The organism is Plantibacter cousiniae (nom. nud.), assembly GCF_977070315.1.
On sequence record NZ_CDRVEU010000008.1, the window covers coordinates 35,773 to 52,616 of the forward strand.

A 16,844-nucleotide genomic window follows, 5' to 3' on the forward strand; every position below is an offset into this window, starting at 1 on the left:
TCAGGTCGCGGAAGGTTTCACGCGAACCCCGTCACACGCGCACCATTCAAGAGGTCAGTTATGTCCGAGTTCCAGCTCGTTACCCGCTTTGAGCCAGCCGGCGATCAGCCCGAGGCCATTCGCCAACTGGTCGAAGGGATCGACGCCGGGCTCGCGCACCAGACCCTGCTCGGGGTGACCGGGTCGGGCAAGACGTTCAGCATCGCCAACGTGATTTCCCAGATCAAGCGTCCAACGCTGGTGCTGGCACCGAACAAGACCCTGGCGGCGCAGTTGTATGGCGAATTCAAGGCGTTTTTCCCGAACAACGCCGTGGAGTACTTCGTTTCCTACTACGACTACTACCAGCCGGAAGCCTACGTGCCGTCGTCCGACACCTTCATCGAGAAGGATGCCTCGATCAACGACCACATTGAACAGATGCGTCTGTCCGCGACCAAGGCGCTGCTGGAGCGCAAGGATGCGATCATCGTCACCACGGTGTCGTGCATCTACGGCCTGGGCAGTCCGGAAACCTATCTGCGCATGGTCATGCACATCGATCGTGGCGACAAACTCGATCAGCGTGCCTTGCTGCGCCGCCTCGCCGACCTGCAGTACACCCGTAACGACATGGACTTTGCCCGTGCGACGTTCAGGGTGCGCGGTGATGTGATCGATATCTACCCGGCCGAATCCGATCTGGAAGCGATCCGGGTCGAGCTGTTCGATGACGAGGTCGAGAGCCTGTCGGCGTTCGACCCCCTGACCGGCGAGGTGATTCGCAAGCTGCCGCGCTTCACCTTCTACCCGAAAAGCCACTACGTCACCCCGCGCGAGACGCTGATCGAGGCGATGGAAGGGATCAAGGTCGAGCTGCAGGAGCGCCTCGAATACCTGCGCAGCCAGAACAAACTGGTGGAAGCTCAGCGTCTGGAGCAGCGCACCCGTTTCGATCTGGAAATGATGCTGGAGCTGGGCTACTGCAACGGTATCGAAAACTACTCGCGCTACCTGTCGGGCCGTCCTTCCGGTGCGCCGCCGCCAACCCTTTTCGATTACCTGCCACCGGATGCCTTGCTGGTGATCGACGAGTCCCATGTCAGCGTGCCGCAGGTCGGCGCGATGTACAAAGGTGACCGTTCGCGTAAGGAAACCCTGGTCGAGTACGGCTTTCGTCTGCCATCGGCACTGGATAACCGCCCGATGCGTTTCGACGAGTGGGAGGCGATCAGCCCGCAGACCATTTTCGTCTCGGCGACCCCGGGTAACTACGAGGCCGAGCACGCCGGGCGTATCGTCGAGCAGGTGGTGCGTCCGACCGGCCTGGTGGACCCACAGATCGAGATTCGTCCGGCGCTGACCCAGGTCGATGATCTGCTGTCGGAAATCCACAAGCGCACCGCGCTGGAAGAACGGGTGCTGGTCACCACGCTGACCAAGCGCATGTCCGAGGATTTGACCGACTACCTGAGCGACCACGGGGTGCGCGTGCGTTACCTGCACTCGGACATCGATACGGTGGAACGTGTCGAAATCATCCGCGACCTGCGCCTGGGTACGTTCGATGTGCTGGTGGGCATCAACCTGCTGCGCGAAGGCCTGGACATGCCGGAAGTGTCGCTGGTGGCAATTCTCGATGCCGACAAGGAAGGCTTCCTGCGCTCCGACCGTTCGCTGATCCAGACCATTGGCCGGGCGGCACGTAACCTCAATGGTCGGGCGATTCTGTATGCCGACCGGATTACCGGCTCAATGGAGCGCGCCATCGGCGAGACCGAGCGGCGACGCGAGAAGCAATTGGCGTTCAACCTGGAACATGGCATCACCCCCAAAGGTGTGTTCAAGGACGTCGCCGACATCATGGAAGGCGCCACCGTCCCCGGCTCGCGCAGCAAAAAACGCAAAGGCATGGCCAAAGCCGCCGAAGAAAACGCCCGCTACGAAAACGAACTGCGCTCGCCGAGCGAGATCAACAAACGCATTCGCCAACTGGAAGAAAAAATGTACCAACTGGCCCGCGACCTGGAATTCGAAGCCGCCGCACAAATGCGCGACGAAATCGGCAAACTGCGCGAGCGGTTGCTGGCGGTTTGAAGCATTGGACACGCCACCTCTCATGCCGGTGCGGCGACCCCCGGATCAGTGTCAGGGCGAAGGAACCCGACGAAGTCGGGCCGGAAACGGAGCAGGGGGCTTCGGTCACTTTGGCCCCTTTCGAAGTGACTCGCCGAGGGGCGAAAAGGTGACCTGAGTCGAACCCCCATTTACCTGACAAAGAAAAACCGCCGTGTGGCGCAGAGCGTCACGAACTGCATGCCCACGCGGAGCACTGGCACGATAATCAGCTGAATTTGTTTACAACTCCGGGCGCGGAGCTTGCGGAACGAGAGGCGTCCGGGCAATTGCCTTTGTTGCTGGAGCCTCATGCCCCCGGCCTGTTAACATTCCGCGCTTGATCGACCTAATTCGGGATTTTCCATGACCACCGTTCGTACCCGCATCGCGCCATCGCCCACTGGCGACCCCCACGTCGGCACGGCCTACATCGCGCTGTTCAACTACTGCTTTGCCAAACAGCACGGCGGCGAGTTCATCCTGCGTATTGAAGACACCGATCAACTGCGCTCTACCCGCGAGTCCGAACAGCAGATCTTCGACGCACTGCGCTGGCTGGGCATCGACTGGAGCGAAGGCCCCGACGTCGGTGGTCCACATGGCCCATACCGCCAAAGCGAGCGCGGCGACATCTATAAGAAATACGCGCAGCAACTGGTCGACATGGGCCATGCCTTCCCGTGCTTCTGCACCGCCGAAGAGCTGGACCAGATGCGCGCCGAACAGCAGGCCAAGGGCGAAACCCCGCGCTATGACGGTCGCGCCTTGCTGCTCTCCAAGGAAGAAGTCCAGCGCCGCCTGGACGCCGGCGAGCCACACGTGATCCGCATGAAAGTGCCGACCGAAGGCGTCTGCGTCGTCCCTGACATGCTGCGTGGCGAAGTCGAAATCCCGTGGGACCGCATGGACATGCAGGTCCTGATGAAGACCGACGGCCTGCCGACCTACTTCCTCGCCAACGTCGTCGATGACCACCTGATGGGCATCACCCACGTACTGCGCGGCGAAGAATGGCTGCCATCGGCACCCAAACTGATCCTGCTGTACGAATACTTCGGCTGGGACAAGCCGCAGCTGTGCTACATGCCGCTGCTGCGTAACCCCGACAAGAGCAAGCTGTCCAAGCGCAAGAACCCCACGTCGGTGACCTTCTACGAGCGCATGGGCTTCATGCCCGAGGCGATGCTCAACTACCTGGGGCGTATGGGCTGGTCGATGCCTGACGAGCGCGAGAAGTTCTCCTTGCAGGAGATGGTCGACAACTTCGACCTGTCGCGTGTTTCGCTGGGCGGGCCGATCTTCGATATAGAAAAGCTGTCCTGGCTCAATGGCCAATGGCTGCGTGATCTGCCGGTCGAGGAGTTTGCCTCGCGTCTGAAGACCTGGGCGCTGAACCCTGACTACATGATGAAGATCGCACCGCACGTGCAGGGCAGGGTAGAGACCTTCAGTCAGGTTGCACCGCTGGCCGGCTTCTTCTTCGCAGGTGGCGTCACGCCTGATGTGAAGCTCTTCGAACACAAGAAGCTGTCCCCGGAGCAGGTGCGCCAGGTGATTCAGTTGATCCTGTGGAAGCTGGAATCGCTGCGTCAGTGGGAGAAGGACCGGATCATGGGCTGCATTCAGGCCGTGGTCGAGCATCTTGAGCTCAAGCTGCGAGACGCCATGCCATTGATGTTCGCTGCGATCACCGGTCAGGCCAACTCGGTCTCGGTGACCGATGCGATGGAAATCCTCGGCCCGGACCTGACTCGCTTCCGCCTGCGTCAGGCCCTCGATTTGCTGGGCGGCGTTTCCAAGAAAGAAAACAAGGAATGGGAAAAGCTGCTGGGCTCGATTGCCTGAGGCATTACCTGTTCCTGTGAATCGCCCCCGGTTTTCCGGGGGTTGAAAGGTAAGTGGTTGTATTACCGACAAAAAACTTTGCAAATTGTAGAAAATAAATTTGACAGCCCTGTCACTCACGCTTAATATGCGCCCCGTCCACTGATGTGGGGCTTTAGCTCAGCTGGGAGAGCGCCTGCATGGCATGCAGGAGGTCAGCGGTTCGATCCCGCTAAGCTCCACCAAATTTAGCATTTCAGAGTGCTGCTACACTGCTCTGAAATGATGTGAAACAAGCGGATCCAGCGACCGTTTGTTTTGCAAGAAGGTTTTGTCCCCTTCGTCTAGTGGCCTAGGACACCGCCCTTTCACGGCGGTAACAGGGGTTCGAGTCCCCTAGGGGACGCCAGTTTCACCGAGGGATGCCGGAAGGTTGATCTCCGCCGAGAGGCGTAAATCCGGGGCTTTAGCTCAGCTGGGAGAGCGCCTGCATGGCATGCAGGAGGTCAGCGGTTCGATCCCGCTAAGCTCCACCAATTTTGCCAGGGTTCATCGTTCGATGAACCTGACTGAAGGTTTTGCGTCCCCTTCGTCTAGTGGCCTAGGACACCGCCCTTTCACGGCGGTAACAGGGGTTCGAGTCCCCTAGGGGACGCCACGATTTCCCGCTCTGCGGGACCAAGGGTCATTCGATTATTGAATGGCCCTTTTGTTTTTTCAGGGTTTGAAAACCCCTCCTTTCTGTTTTTATCTATTGCCACACTCAACTGTAACCGACTCTCGTGCCGATACTGCGTTGGCATGCCGTTCAGGACACTCCGCGTCCTCTATGCGTTCGCAACGCAGTGCGCCGCGAACTACATCCTCGCGCTGCAGCCCTCTTGGTTATACACAAATCTTGTGGGAGCGAGCTTGCTCGCGAAGAGGCCGGTATAGCCCCCAGGAAATAGGGGTTGGATGCATCGTCTTCGTGAGCAAGCTCACTCCCACAGGTCTGTGTCCAGTCTGCACGTACGGTTTCAGGCCTTTTATCCGGGCTTATCCAGACTTGTGTATGACTCTGAGCGCTGTAGCGTGAAGAGCAAAAGGCGTTCGGAGGGGCGCTTTTCATGCCAACGCGTGTGAACGCGCGCCATGACCCGCTACACTCCCGCCAATTACATCCACTCAAGCAGGAGCACGCATGGTCTGGGACCGGGCAACGCCGTTTGTCATCGATCTGAATGTCGCCGCCGAAGACATCGACGGGCTGGGGCATGCCAATAACGCTGTCTATGTGTCCTGGCTGGAGCGCTGTGCCTGGCGTCATTCGCAGTTCCTCGGGCTGGACCTTACCGAATACCGGCGTCTGGATCGGGCGATGGCGGTGGTCAGGCATGAGATCGACTACCTTGCCAGCGCCTACGAGAACGACGGGCTGCAATTGGCGACCTGGATCGTCGACTGGGATCGCCGCCTGAAAATGACCCGCTGCTTTCAGCTCAAGCGTCCTGCCGACAACCTGACCTTGCTGCGCGCGCAAACCACCTTTGTCTGCATCGAACTGTCCACTGGTAAGCCCAAGCGTATGCCTGCCGAGTTCATCGAGGGCTATGGCGCAGCCATCTCTGACAGCGCCGTTCCCAATCCGCACGCCGGGCAGTAAACTGCCGGACTTTTTTTCGAGTGTGACCCATGCAAATTGCTTTGGCGCCCATGGAGGGGTTGGTCGACGACATCCTGCGTAATGTGCTGACGAAAGTCGGCGGCATCGACTGGTGCGTGACCGAATTCATCCGGGTGTCCGAGCGTTTGATGCCAGCGCATTACTTCTACAAGTACGCATCGGAATTTCACCAGGGCGCGAAAACTGACGCAGGCACGCCGTTGCGCCTTCAGTTGCTGGGCTCTGACCCGGTGTGCCTGGCCGAAAACGCCGCGTTCGCCTGCGAGTTGGGTGCACCCGTGCTGGACCTCAACTTCGGCTGCCCGGCCAAGACCGTCAACCGCTCGCGGGGCGGCGCAATCCTGCTCAAGGAGCCGGAACTGCTGCACTCGATCGTCAGCCAGGTGCGCCGTGCCGTGCCCAGACCTATCCCCGTTACCGCCAAGATGCGCCTGGGTTACGAAAACACCGATGGCGCGCTGGACTGCGCCAGAGCGCTGGCTGACGGCGGGGCAGAGCAAATCGTCGTTCATGCGCGCACCAAGGTCGACGGCTACAAGCCTCCCGCGCACTGGGAGTGGATTGCGCGCATCCAGGAAGTGGTCAATGTCCCGGTGGTCGCCAACGGGGAAATCTGGACCGTTGAGGATTGGCGCCGTTGCCGTGAAATCTGCGGTGCGCGGGACATCATGATCGGTCGCGGTCTGGTGGCGCGTCCTGATCTGGCCCGGCAGATCGCTGCAGCGCAGAAGGGCGACGAGGTCGTGCCCATGACCTGGGACGAGTTGCAGCCGATGCTGCGGGTCTTCTGGCAGGACTGTCTGGCGAAGATGACGCTGATTCAGGCGCCGGGCCGGCTCAAGCAGTGGCTGGTGCTGCTGACCAAAAGCTACCCCGAGGCGACTCTCATGTTCAATACGTTGCGCCGCGAAACCGACTGCAATTGCATCAGCGTATTGCTGGGTTGCGCGCCCGGTTGCTACCCAGAAGCTGATCCCGACGAACGGTCAAAAAAATCCTGAAAAAAGTCTCTTGAAAAGCGAATGGCTGTCCCTATTTTGGTGACCAAGCGATGCCGAACACGGGTCGCGTAAACCACTCGCTGATAAACAGGAGAATTGTTATGGCTACTGCATTTTCTCTGGCTCCACTGTTTCGCAACTCAGTGGGATTCGACCGCTTCAACGACCTCTTCGAGTCGGCGGCGCGAAATGAGACAACCAGCGGCTATCCGCCCTACAACGTCGAGCGGCACACCGATGACCATTATCGAATCGTGATTGCTGCAGCAGGCATGCAAGAGCAGGATCTCGAGTTGCAGGTTGAAAAAGGTGTGCTGACCGTGATCGGCAACAAGCGCGAGCAAGAAGCCGAAAACGTGACGTATCTGCATCAGGGTATTGCCCGGCGTGAATTCAAGCTGTCATTCAGGCTGGCGGACAATATCGAAGTCAAAGGGGCCGATCTGTCTCACGGCCTGCTGAATATTGACCTGGTGCGCAACGTGCCGGAAGAAGCGAAACCAAAACGCATTCCGCTCAATAGCCAAAAAGCGCTGGAAAACTGATCCGACAGGTGATGTTGAGTCAGCGGCATGTAACGGGGAAGGCGCCTGCGGGGCGCCTTCCTTTTTTCAGTCCTGATGTGCGGTTTGCTGCGCAGGCCCCCTGAGCTCCAGCAGGGACTCGAACTGTGGGCCTGGCAGCGGTTCGCTGAACAGATAGCCTTGATAGATGTAGCAGCCGACTTTTTCCAGAAACGCCAACTGCTCTGAGGTTTCAACGCCTTCAGCGATCACGTTCAGGTTGAGACTCTGCGCCATGGCGACAATGGCACGGATGATTTCTGCGTCGTTGGGATCACTGGTAGCGTCCTGGACGAAGGACTGGTCGATCTTCAGCGTATCCACCGGCAAGCGCTTGAGATAGGTCAGGGACGAGTAGCCGGTGCCGAAGTCGTCCATCGCAAAGCTGACGCCCAGTGCCTTGAGGCTGAGCATCTTGAGGATGGTGTCGTCCAGGTTCTGGATGACGATACCTTCGGTGATTTCCAGCTTGAGCATGGATGCAGGCAACTGATGCAGGGTCAGGCTGCGTTCCACGCGCTCGATGAAATCGTGCTGCAGAAACTGTCGCGGGCTGATATTGACGCCCATCAGGAATCTGTTTTCCGGGATCAGCCCTTGCTTTAACAGCAGGCCACCGGTTTTACAGGCCTCGTTCAGAATATGGCTGCCGACCTCCAGAATCATCCCGCTTTCTTCAAGTATCTGCACGAACTGATCGGGCGCCAGCAGGCCGTATTCGGGGTGTTGCCAGCGCAGCAGGGCCTCGGCCCCGGTGATGTATTCGTTACGACAGTCGACCTGGGCCTGGAAGTGCAGGTGAAATTCGTTGCGGGTCAGCGCCAGGCGCAAGTCATTTTCCAGGCGCAGGCGCTGGCTGACGGCCTGTTGCATGGATACATGGAAAAACTGTGAAGCGTTACGCCCGCAATCCTTGGCCCGATACAGGGCAATATCGGCGCGCTTGAGCAGATCGGCCGGGGTCAGGCCATCATCCGGAATCAGCACCACGCCGATGCTCGGCGTGACCTGCAGACGATGGCCGTCGAGAAACATCGGCTCGGCCAGCAGGTTGCGCAGGTTGTCGGCCAGCTCCCGGACTTGCCGGGTGACCTCGTCCTGCGAGCCTTCCAGGCCGCAGATCAATACCACGAATTCGTCGCCGCCGAGGCGTGCCACGGTGTCTTCCTGGCGCACGCTGGCTTCCAGGCGCGCGGCGATGATGCTTAAAACGCTGTCGCCTACCGGGTGGCCAAGCGAGTCATTGATGTGCTTGAAATGGTCCAGATCGAGAAACAACAGGGCGCCGCGCAGATTCTGGTGCTGGAGCAGCGACACTTGCTGGCTGAGGCGGTCGAGCAGCAGCGCGCGATTGGGCAGCCCGGTCAGTGGATCGTGATAAGCCAGGTGCTGGATCTGCGCCTGGGCATTTTTGAGTTCGCCGATGTCGCGGGCATTCATCAGCAGGCAGGCGGTGTTGTTCAGGGTGATGAACTCGACCGATATATCCAGCACCAGAGGCGCACCGTGCTTGTCTCGCCCGTTCATTTCACGATGATGCACGCGGCCTTTCTGGCGCAGTTCTTCAAGCATGTGTTCGCGCTGCAAGGTGTCGGTCCAGATGCCGATTTCATGCGCTGTACGGCCGAGCACTTCCTGGGCGCTGAAACCGGTCAGGCGGCTGAAGCCATCGTTGACCTCGACATAGCGGCCCGAGTCGATTTCAGTGATGGTGATCGAGTCGGGACTTGAATGAAACGCCTTGGCAAATTTCTCCTCGCTGGCCTCCAGTGCGACCTGAGCACACTGCTGGGTAATGTCCAGCAGTGTGCCGGACAGTCTGACGGGCTGGCCCTGTTCATCCCGGTAAATCCGCGCGCGGCTCTCAAGCAGGCGTGACGTGCCGTTTTTCAGCCGGAACCGGTAAGTGACTTGCAGGCAGTCCTGCCCGGTTTCGAGTGCCGCGGCATAGAGCGCGCGCATTCGGCGGCGTTCTTCGCCGGGCAGGCTGCCGAAGAACTGCCCGCCAGACTCATTGAAGGGCATTGCCGGCATGCCGTGCAGCAGCGCCGCGCGTGCCGAGGCTTGCAGCCGGTTGCGGACGATATCCAGATCCCAGGTGCCCATTTGCGCCAGTTCCAGTGCCAGCTCCAGGCGATCACGGGTTTCCTGCAGGATCCGCTCTGCGTCTGTCAGCGGCAGCCTGGCAGAGACCGACTGTGCGGCAACATTCGGCACGGCGTTATCCGGTGGGTTGGGCATGTTATCCGAGCCTTTGATCGATAGGGCGGCCAGAGCGATCTGCCTGCGGCCTGCTGCAGCATCTGTTCACTGTGTCTGCGCATCGAGCAGTTTCATGAATGCCCGTGCCGCATTTGAGAGCGTGCGTTCGGTGTGCAGGATGTAGCCTAGCTGGCGATTGAGCTGTACGCCCGGCAGCGGGATGCGCGCCACCTGCTCGTCGAGCATGGTGCGCGGCAGAACGCTCCAGGCCAGGCCGATGGAAACCATCATTTTGATGGTCTCCATATAGTTGGTGCTCATCGCGATGTTGGGCTTGAGGCCCTGAGCCTCGCACAATCCGCTGACAATATGATGGGTAAACGTGTTACCGCCGGGAAATACCGCCGGATAGCGCACAATATCCTCCAGCTTCATCGGGCCGCTGTTGGCCAGCGGGTGCTCGGGGGCCGCGACGAAATCCAGCGGATCGTCCCAGACGGGCACGGCGCGGATCAGCGTATGCGGCTCGGGCGCCAGTGTAATGACTGCCAACTCGGCGCGCCCGTGAAGAATTTCTTCATAAGCAATTTCCGAATCCAGGAACTGGATGTCCAGTGCAACCTTCGGGTAAGTGCGGGTAAAGGCGCGCAATATCGGCGGCAAACGGTGCAGGCCGATGTGGTGGCTGGTCGCCAGAGTCAGCCGCCCGGTGACTTCCCCGGTCAGGTTGGTCAGGGCCCGGCGTGTGTCATCCAGCACGTTGAGAATCTGGTAGGCACGCGGCAACAGGGCGCGTCCGGCCTCGGTCAGACTGACTTCGCGGCCCAGGCGATCGAACAGGCGTACGTTGAGTTGCTGCTCCAGACCGGCAATGCGTTTGCTAATGGCCGGCTGGGTCAGGTAAAGGCGTTCGCCTGCCCCGGAGAAACTGCCCGTTTCAGCGATGGCGATAAAGGCATTGAGGTTGGCCAGGTCCATGGTCGGATTCCAGTTGGTTATCCAAAGTATGAAAATTATGAATTTGAGTTATTTAAGCATATTCCATAGGATGACCGCACAAGCCAAGGGGTCATCGCAACGATTGCCCAAGGCATAGAAACAAGCTGATGAGGAAGTACGTCCGATGGCCGGGAAAACGCTCTACGACAAGCTCTGGGATTCGCATTTGGTCAAACAGCGCGACGACGGTTCGGCGCTGATCTACATTGACCGCCATATCATCCATGAAGTGACCTCGCCGCAGGCGTTCGAAGGTCTGCGGCTGGCGAAGCGCAAGCCGTGGCGGATCGACTCGATCATCGCCACGCCTGACCACAACGTGCCGACCACGGCCGAACGCAAGGGTGGCATCGGTGCCATCGAGGATCAGGTGTCGCGCTTGCAGGTGCAGACCCTCGACGATAACTGCGACGAATACGGCATCACCGAATTCAAGATGAATGATCCGCGCCAGGGCATCGTCCACGTGATCGGCCCGGAGCAGGGTGCAACCCTGCCAGGCATGAGTGTGGTCTGCGGCGACTCGCACACCTCTACCCACGGCGCCTTCGGTGCGCTGGCCCACGGCATCGGCACTTCCGAGGTCGAGCACGTGCTCGCCACCCAGTGCCTGGTCGCCAAGAAAATGAAGAACATGCTGGTGTCGGTCGAAGGGCAATTGCCCTTCGGCGTGACGGCCAAGGACATCGTTCTGGCGGTGATCGGCAAGATCGGCACGGCAGGCGGTAACGGTTACGCCATCGAGTTCGCCGGCAGCGCGATTCGCGACCTGTCGATCGAAGGCCGTATGACCATCTGCAACATGTCCATCGAAGCGGGTGCCCGGGTCGGTATGGTGGCCACCGACGAGAAGACCGTCGAGTATGTCAAAGGCCGTCCGTTCGCACCCAAGGGCGCGGAGTGGGACCTTGCTGTCGAAGCCTGGAAGGACCTGGTGTCCGACCCGGACGCTGTGTTCGATACCGTGGTCAGGCTGGATGCCGCACAGATCAAGCCGCAGGTCAGCTGGGGCACTTCGCCGGAAATGGTCCTGGCGGTCGATCAGAACGTGCCGGACCCTGCGCAAGAGCCGGATCTGGTCAAGCGTGGCTCCATCGAGCGTGCGCTCAAGTACATGGGCCTGAAAGCCAATCAGCCGATTACCGATATCCAGCTGGACCGGGTATTCATCGGTTCCTGCACCAACTCGCGTATCGAAGACCTGCGTGCTGCGGCCGATGTTGCCAAGGGTCGCAAGGTGGCCGCGACCATCAAGCAGGCCATCGTGGTGCCGGGCTCGGGGCTGATCAAGGAGCAGGCCGAGAAGGAAGGGCTGGATAAGGTGTTCATCGATGCTGGCTTTGAATGGCGCGAACCGGGCTGCTCCATGTGCCTGGCGATGAATCCGGACCGCCTGGGGTCCGGCGAGCACTGCGCGTCGACTTCCAACCGTAACTTCGAAGGTCGTCAGGGGGCCGGTGGCCGGACGCATCTGGTGAGCCCGGCAATGGCCGCTGCCGCTGCGGTCAATGGCCGTTTCATCGATGTTCGCGACCTGATCCAGCACTGAGGAGTCCTGTATGAAAGCCTTTACCCAGCATCATGGCCTGGTCGCTCCTCTGGATCGTGCCAATGTCGACACCGATCAGATCATTCCCAAGCAGTTTCTCAAGTCGATCAAGCGCACCGGCTTCGGCCCGAACCTGTTCGATGAATGGCGTTATATGGACGTGGGGCAGCCTTACCAGGATAACTCCAAGCGTCCGTTGAACCCTGACTTCGTCCTCAACCACGAGCGTTACCAGGGTGCCAGCGTGCTGTTGGCCCGGGAAAACTTCGGCTGCGGCTCCAGCCGCGAACACGCGCCGTGGGCACTGGAAGAGTACGGTTTCTGCGCAATCATCGCGCCGAGCTACGCGGACATCTTCTTCAACAACAGCTTCAAGAACGGCTTGTTGCCGATCATCCTGTCCGAAGAAGACGTCGATCAACTGTTCAAGCAGGTGGAAGCCACGCCCGGCTATCAGTTGAATATCGATCTGCAGGCGCAGACCGTGACCCGTCCGGATGGCAAGGTCCTGAGCTTCGAAATCGATGCGTTCCGCAAGCATTGCCTGCTCAATGGCCTGGATGACATCGGCCTGACGCTGATGGACGCTGAGGCAATCGCCGGTTTCGAGAGCAGGCACCGCGCCAGCCAGCCATGGCTGTTCCGCGACTGATCGATCAACAGCGGATGCTGCATGTTTGCCAGTAAGGTGCAATTGCGCCTTGCTGGCAAAAGTGTTTTGGCCGGACGCTAAATTTTCTGTGGTATTGAGCGTTTCAAGCAGGCGTTGTCAAAGACGCCGATGCACAAAATCGAGGATGTTATGAGCAAGCAGATTCTGATTCTCCCAGGTGATGGTATTGGTCCGGAAATCATGACCGAAGCGGTCAAGGTGCTGGAGCTGGCCAACGAAAAGTATCAACTGGGGTTTGAATTGACCCACGACGTGATCGGTGGCGCGGCCATCGACAAGCACGGCGTGCCGCTGGCCGATGAAACCCTGGATCGTGCCCGTGCGGCCGACGCCGTGCTGCTCGGTGCAGTCGGCGGCCCGAAATGGGACACTATTGAGCGTGACATCCGTCCTGAGCGCGGTCTGCTGAAAATCCGTTCGCAACTGGGCCTGTTCGGCAACCTGCGTCCTGCGATCCTGTATCCACAACTGGCCGACGCGTCGAGCCTGAAGCCGGAAATCGTCGCCGGCCTGGATATCCTGATCGTTCGCGAGCTGACCGGTGGTATCTACTTCGGTGCGCCACGCGGTACTCGGGTGCTGGATAATGGCGAGCGTCAGGCCTACGACACGCTGCCGTACAGCGAAAGCGAGATCCGCCGCATTGCCAGGGTCGGTTTCGATATGGCCATGGTGCGTGGCAAGAAGCTCTGCTCGGTGGACAAGGCCAACGTACTCGCGTCCAGCCAGCTGTGGCGTGAAATCGTCGAGCAGGTCGCCAAGGATTACCCTGAAGTCGAACTGAGCCACATGTACGTCGACAATGCCGCCATGCAACTGGTGCGTGCACCCAAGCAGTTCGATGTGATCGTGACCGATAACCTGTTCGGCGACATCCTCTCCGATCAGGCGTCGATGCTCACCGGCTCCATCGGCATGCTGCCGTCGGCCTCGCTGGACACGGCCAACAAGGGCATGTACGAGCCATGTCACGGCTCGGCGCCGGACATCGCCGGCAAAGGCATTGCCAACCCGTTGGCGACCATTCTGTCGGTGTCGATGATGCTGCGTTACAGCTTCAATCTGACCGATGCGGCCGACGCCATCGAAAAGGCTGTCAGCCTGGTTCTGGATCAGGGTATCCGCACCGGCGACATCTGGTCGGAAGGCAAAGTCAAAGTCGGTACGCAGGAAATGGGCGATGCGGTAGTCGCCGCGCTGCGGAATCTGTAATCTCTCTGGCCCGCCGCCTGCTGTGTACGCGCAGAGCGGCGGTCCCACTTTTATTCAAGGTGTAGTTGCGATGAAACGTGTAGGTCTGATCGGTTGGCGTGGCATGGTCGGTTCCGTGCTCATGCAGCGGATGCGGGAAGAGCAGGACTTCGATCTCATTGAGCCGGTGTTCTTCACTACTTCCAATGTCGGTGGCCAGGCGCCTTCGGTGGGCAAGGATGTTGCGCCCCTGAAAGACGCCTACAGCATCGACGAGCTGAAAACCCTGGACGTGGTGCTGACCTGCCAGGGTGGCGACTACACCAATGAGGTGTTCCCCAAGCTGCGCGAAGCGGGCTGGCAGGGTTACTGGATCGATGCGGCGTCCAGCCTGCGCATGCAGGATGACGCGGTCATCGTGCTGGATCCGGTCAACCGCAAGGTTATCGACCAGCAACTGGACGCGGGCACCAAGAACTATATCGGTGGCAACTGCACCGTCAGCCTGATGCTGATGGGGCTGGGCGGCCTGTTCGATGCCGGTCTGGTCGAGTGGATGAATGTCATGACCTATCAGGCAGCCTCCGGCGCCGGCGCGCAGAACATGCGTGAGCTGATCAGGCAGATGGGCGCGGTGCATGCCTCGGTGGCCGATGATCTGGCCAACCCGGCCAGCGCCATTCTGGATATCGACCGCAAGGTGGCTGAAGCCATGCGCGGCGAGTCGTTCCCTACCAAGAACTTCGGTGTGCCACTGGCGGGCAGCCTGATCCCGTGGATCGACAAGGCGCTGCCAAACGGCCAGAGCCGCGAAGAGTGGAAAGGCCAGGCTGAGACCAACAAGATCCTCGGTCGCTTCAAGAGCCCGATCCCGGTGGACGGCATCTGCGTGCGCATCGGCGCCATGCGCTGCCACAGTCAGGCGCTGACCATCAAGCTCAACAAGGATGTGCCGATTGCGGACATCGAAGGGTTGATCAGCCAGCACAACCCGTGGGTCAAGCTGGTGCCGAACAATCGCGAAGCCAGCATGCATGAGCTGAGCCCGACGGCGGTGACCGGGACCATGAGCATTCCCGTGGGGCGTTTGCGCAAACTGAACATGGGTTCGCAGTACCTGGGCGCTTTTACCGTGGGTGACCAGCTGTTGTGGGGCGCTGCGGAGCCGCTGCGTCGCATGCTGAGAATCCTGCTGGAGCGTTGAGGCTCGGTTTTACAGCAAACCCGCTTTCCGAAAGGAAGGCGGGTTTTTTAATGCCTGATACTTTTGATTGATCGCCTTTCATCCCTATATATGGGATTGAAATTTACATATTGAGATAAGTGTAACAACAGGTTTATAGTCGTCCTGCACTCACTTCCAAAAAAACAACAGGTGACGCAATGCAGGCGCAATTGATCGCGCTCGATTGGGGGACAACCTCACTTCGTGCTTATCGACTTGGCGAACACGGCCAGGTACTGGAACAGCGCGCATTGAGCGCGGGCATCATGCAGTTGCCGACCACGCCGCGGCTGATCGCGGGGCAGTTCTGCAGTGACGGTTTCGAGTTGGCCTTTGACCAGGCGTGCGGCGACTGGCTCGATGCACAGCCGGACCTGCAGGTGATTGCCTGTGGCATGGTCGGCAGCGCACAGGGCTGGCGCGAGGCGGCCTACCGGGAAACGCCGGCCAGCGTCAATGAGCTGAGCGCAGCGTTGCAGACGGTGCGCAGCGTGCGCGGCGTGACGGTGCACATCATCCCCGGCGTCCTGCAGCGCTCGACCCTGCCCAACGTCATGCGTGGCGAAGAAACCCAGGTGCTGGGTGTGCTGGCAGGGCGCGAAGACGGGCAGGGCAGCCAGCCTCTGCTGATCGGTCTGCCCGGCAGCCACTCCAAATGGGTGCAGGTAGAACGGGGTCGCATCGTTCACTTCGATACCTTCATGACCGGCGAGGTCTACGCCGCGCTCTGCGCGCACACCATTCTGGGACGCACCATGCAGCCTTCGGAGGCGTTCGACGAGCAGGCGTTTGACCGCGGCTTGTCGATTGCCCTGTCCGACGCGGGCTCTGCGGGGCCGCTGTCGACGATTTTCAGCACACGAACGCTCGGCCTGACCGGGCAATTGGCTGCCAGTGCGCAACCTGACTATCTTTCCGGCCTGTTGATTGGCCATGAACTGGGTGCCATCGCCAGGCTGCATCTGCACAACCACGAACAATTGCCTGCGGTGATCCTCATCGGTAGCGATTCGCTGTGCACGCGCTATGCGCGCGGGCTGGCCGTTTGTGGCTTTCCCGGGGTGACATTGGCCGAGCAGGCGACCGAGCGCGGCCTCTGGCAGGTCGCCGTTCAGGCCGGCCTGATCGCGCGCCGCTCGTCCCAACACATTCGAGAGATTTGACATGCTCAAGCAAGCATTGAAAGAAAATGGTCTGGTCGCGATTCTGCGCGGCCTGCGCCCCGAAGAAGCGCCTGCCATGGGCGATGTGCTGTACGAGGCGGGGTTTCGGGTCATCGAAGTGCCGCTCAACTCCCCGCAACCGTTCGACAGCATCCGCCTGTTGCGTCAGCAGTTGCCTGCCGATTGCCTGATCGGTGCTGGCACCGTGCTCACCGCTGAACAGGTAACTCAGGTCAAGGACGCCGGCGGGCAGGTGATTGTCATGCCGCACAGCGATGCCAAGGTGCTGCGTGCGGCCAAGGCGGCCGGGCTGTTCCTGTCGCCAGGGGTCGCGACGCCGACCGAAGCCTTTGCCGCGCTGGCCGAAGGCGCTGATGTGCTCAAGCTGTTTCCTGCCGAGCAGATGTCGCCGGCGGTGGTCAAGGCGTGGCTGGCTGTCCTGCCCAAGGGCACGATTCTGCTGCCGGTCGGGGGTATTTCGCCGGACAACATGAAGGTATTTCTCGACGCCGGCGTGAAGGGTTTTGGCCTGGGCTCCGGGCTGTTCAAACCCGGCATGAGCGTCGCAGACGTCACCGAGCGTGCCCAGGCTTATGTGGCGGCCTGGAAGCAGCACAGCGCAGCGCTTGCAGACTGAGTGGCGCAGCAGACGCCGCCGTGCAGCAGCCGCTATCCAACAAGAGAATCAACA

Annotated in this window: 13 protein-coding genes and 4 tRNA genes; 15 read left to right on the forward strand and 2 right to left on the reverse strand. The window is 60.1% G+C overall.

Annotated features, from left to right (window positions below):
- Positions 1 to 60: 60 nt before the first annotated feature.
- The 9 genes from uvrB (at position 61) to ACW55A_RS16115 (ending at position 7,133) form a co-directional block, all read left to right on the forward strand.
- Positions 61 to 2,076, forward strand: a complete 2,016-nt coding sequence (uvrB, locus tag ACW55A_RS16075) for an excinuclease ABC subunit UvrB (protein ID WP_003366641.1) — start codon at positions 61 to 63, stop codon at positions 2,074 to 2,076.
- 384 nt (positions 2,077 to 2,460) lie between these two features.
- Complete coding sequence (gene gltX, locus ACW55A_RS16080; RefSeq protein ID WP_003433142.1) at positions 2,461 to 3,942, forward strand: glutamate--tRNA ligase; 1,482 nt, start codon at positions 2,461 to 2,463, stop codon at positions 3,940 to 3,942.
- A gap of 148 nt (positions 3,943 to 4,090) precedes the next feature.
- A tRNA-Ala gene (locus tag ACW55A_RS16085) sits at positions 4,091 to 4,166 on the forward strand.
- Positions 4,167 to 4,254: 88 nt separating this feature from the next.
- Positions 4,255 to 4,330: transfer RNA gene (locus tag ACW55A_RS16090), tRNA-Glu, on the forward strand.
- Between the two features lie 51 nt (positions 4,331 to 4,381).
- A tRNA-Ala gene (locus ACW55A_RS16095) sits at positions 4,382 to 4,457 on the forward strand.
- 46 nt (positions 4,458 to 4,503) lie between these two features.
- A tRNA-Glu gene (locus ACW55A_RS16100) sits at positions 4,504 to 4,579 on the forward strand.
- A 525-nt stretch (positions 4,580 to 5,104) separates the two neighbouring features.
- A complete protein-coding gene (locus ACW55A_RS16105) occupies positions 5,105 to 5,566 on the forward strand; it encodes an acyl-CoA thioesterase (protein WP_042930441.1) in 462 nt (153 codons plus the stop codon).
- A 29-nt stretch (positions 5,567 to 5,595) separates the two neighbouring features.
- The gene (locus ACW55A_RS16110; RefSeq protein WP_498811034.1) at positions 5,596 to 6,588 is read left to right on the forward strand and encodes a tRNA dihydrouridine synthase; all 993 of its coding nucleotides are present in this window, start codon (positions 5,596 to 5,598) and stop codon (positions 6,586 to 6,588) included.
- A gap of 101 nt (positions 6,589 to 6,689) precedes the next feature.
- A complete protein-coding gene (locus ACW55A_RS16115; RefSeq protein WP_003316521.1) occupies positions 6,690 to 7,133 on the forward strand; it encodes an Hsp20 family protein in 444 nt (147 codons plus the stop codon).
- Between the two features lie 66 nt (positions 7,134 to 7,199).
- Here the strand turns inward: ACW55A_RS16115 and ACW55A_RS16120 are convergent, their stop codons facing one another.
- Together ACW55A_RS16120 and ACW55A_RS16125 are read right to left on the reverse strand one after the other, a co-directional pair.
- A complete protein-coding gene (locus tag ACW55A_RS16120; RefSeq protein WP_455807801.1) occupies positions 7,200 to 9,392 on the reverse strand; it encodes a putative bifunctional diguanylate cyclase/phosphodiesterase in 2,193 nt (730 codons plus the stop codon).
- 66 nt (positions 9,393 to 9,458) lie between these two features.
- The gene (locus ACW55A_RS16125; protein ID WP_003433130.1) at positions 9,459 to 10,331 is read right to left on the reverse strand and encodes a LysR family transcriptional regulator; all 873 of its coding nucleotides are present in this window, start codon (positions 10,329 to 10,331) and stop codon (positions 9,459 to 9,461) included.
- 145 nt (positions 10,332 to 10,476) lie between these two features.
- Between ACW55A_RS16125 and leuC the strand changes: the two genes are divergently transcribed.
- The 6 genes from leuC to ACW55A_RS16155 all read left to right on the forward strand — a co-directional run bounded on the left by leuC (position 10,477) and on the right by ACW55A_RS16155 (position 16,790).
- Entirely contained in the window at positions 10,477 to 11,901 is a 1,425-nt protein-coding gene (gene leuC / locus ACW55A_RS16130) for a 3-isopropylmalate dehydratase large subunit (RefSeq protein ID WP_003433129.1), read from the forward strand.
- A 10-nt stretch (positions 11,902 to 11,911) separates the two neighbouring features.
- Positions 11,912 to 12,553, forward strand: a complete 642-nt coding sequence (gene leuD, locus ACW55A_RS16135) for a 3-isopropylmalate dehydratase small subunit (RefSeq protein WP_003366655.1) — start codon at positions 11,912 to 11,914, stop codon at positions 12,551 to 12,553.
- A 150-nt stretch (positions 12,554 to 12,703) separates the two neighbouring features.
- Entirely contained in the window at positions 12,704 to 13,786 is a 1,083-nt protein-coding gene (gene leuB / locus ACW55A_RS16140) for a 3-isopropylmalate dehydrogenase (protein WP_003366657.1), read from the forward strand.
- A 70-nt stretch (positions 13,787 to 13,856) separates the two neighbouring features.
- A complete protein-coding gene (gene asd, locus ACW55A_RS16145) occupies positions 13,857 to 14,969 on the forward strand; it encodes an aspartate-semialdehyde dehydrogenase (protein WP_498811035.1) in 1,113 nt (370 codons plus the stop codon).
- 179 nt (positions 14,970 to 15,148) lie between these two features.
- Positions 15,149 to 16,153 carry a 2-dehydro-3-deoxygalactonokinase gene (locus ACW55A_RS16150; RefSeq protein WP_455807800.1) on the forward strand — a complete coding sequence of 335 codons (1,005 nt, stop codon included), beginning with the start codon at positions 15,149 to 15,151 and terminating at the stop codon, positions 16,151 to 16,153.
- 1 nt (position 16,154) lies between these two features.
- Positions 16,155 to 16,790 carry a 2-dehydro-3-deoxy-6-phosphogalactonate aldolase gene (locus tag ACW55A_RS16155; protein WP_072364638.1) on the forward strand — a complete coding sequence of 212 codons (636 nt, stop codon included), beginning with the start codon at positions 16,155 to 16,157 and terminating at the stop codon, positions 16,788 to 16,790.
- Positions 16,791 to 16,844 lie beyond the last annotated feature (54 nt).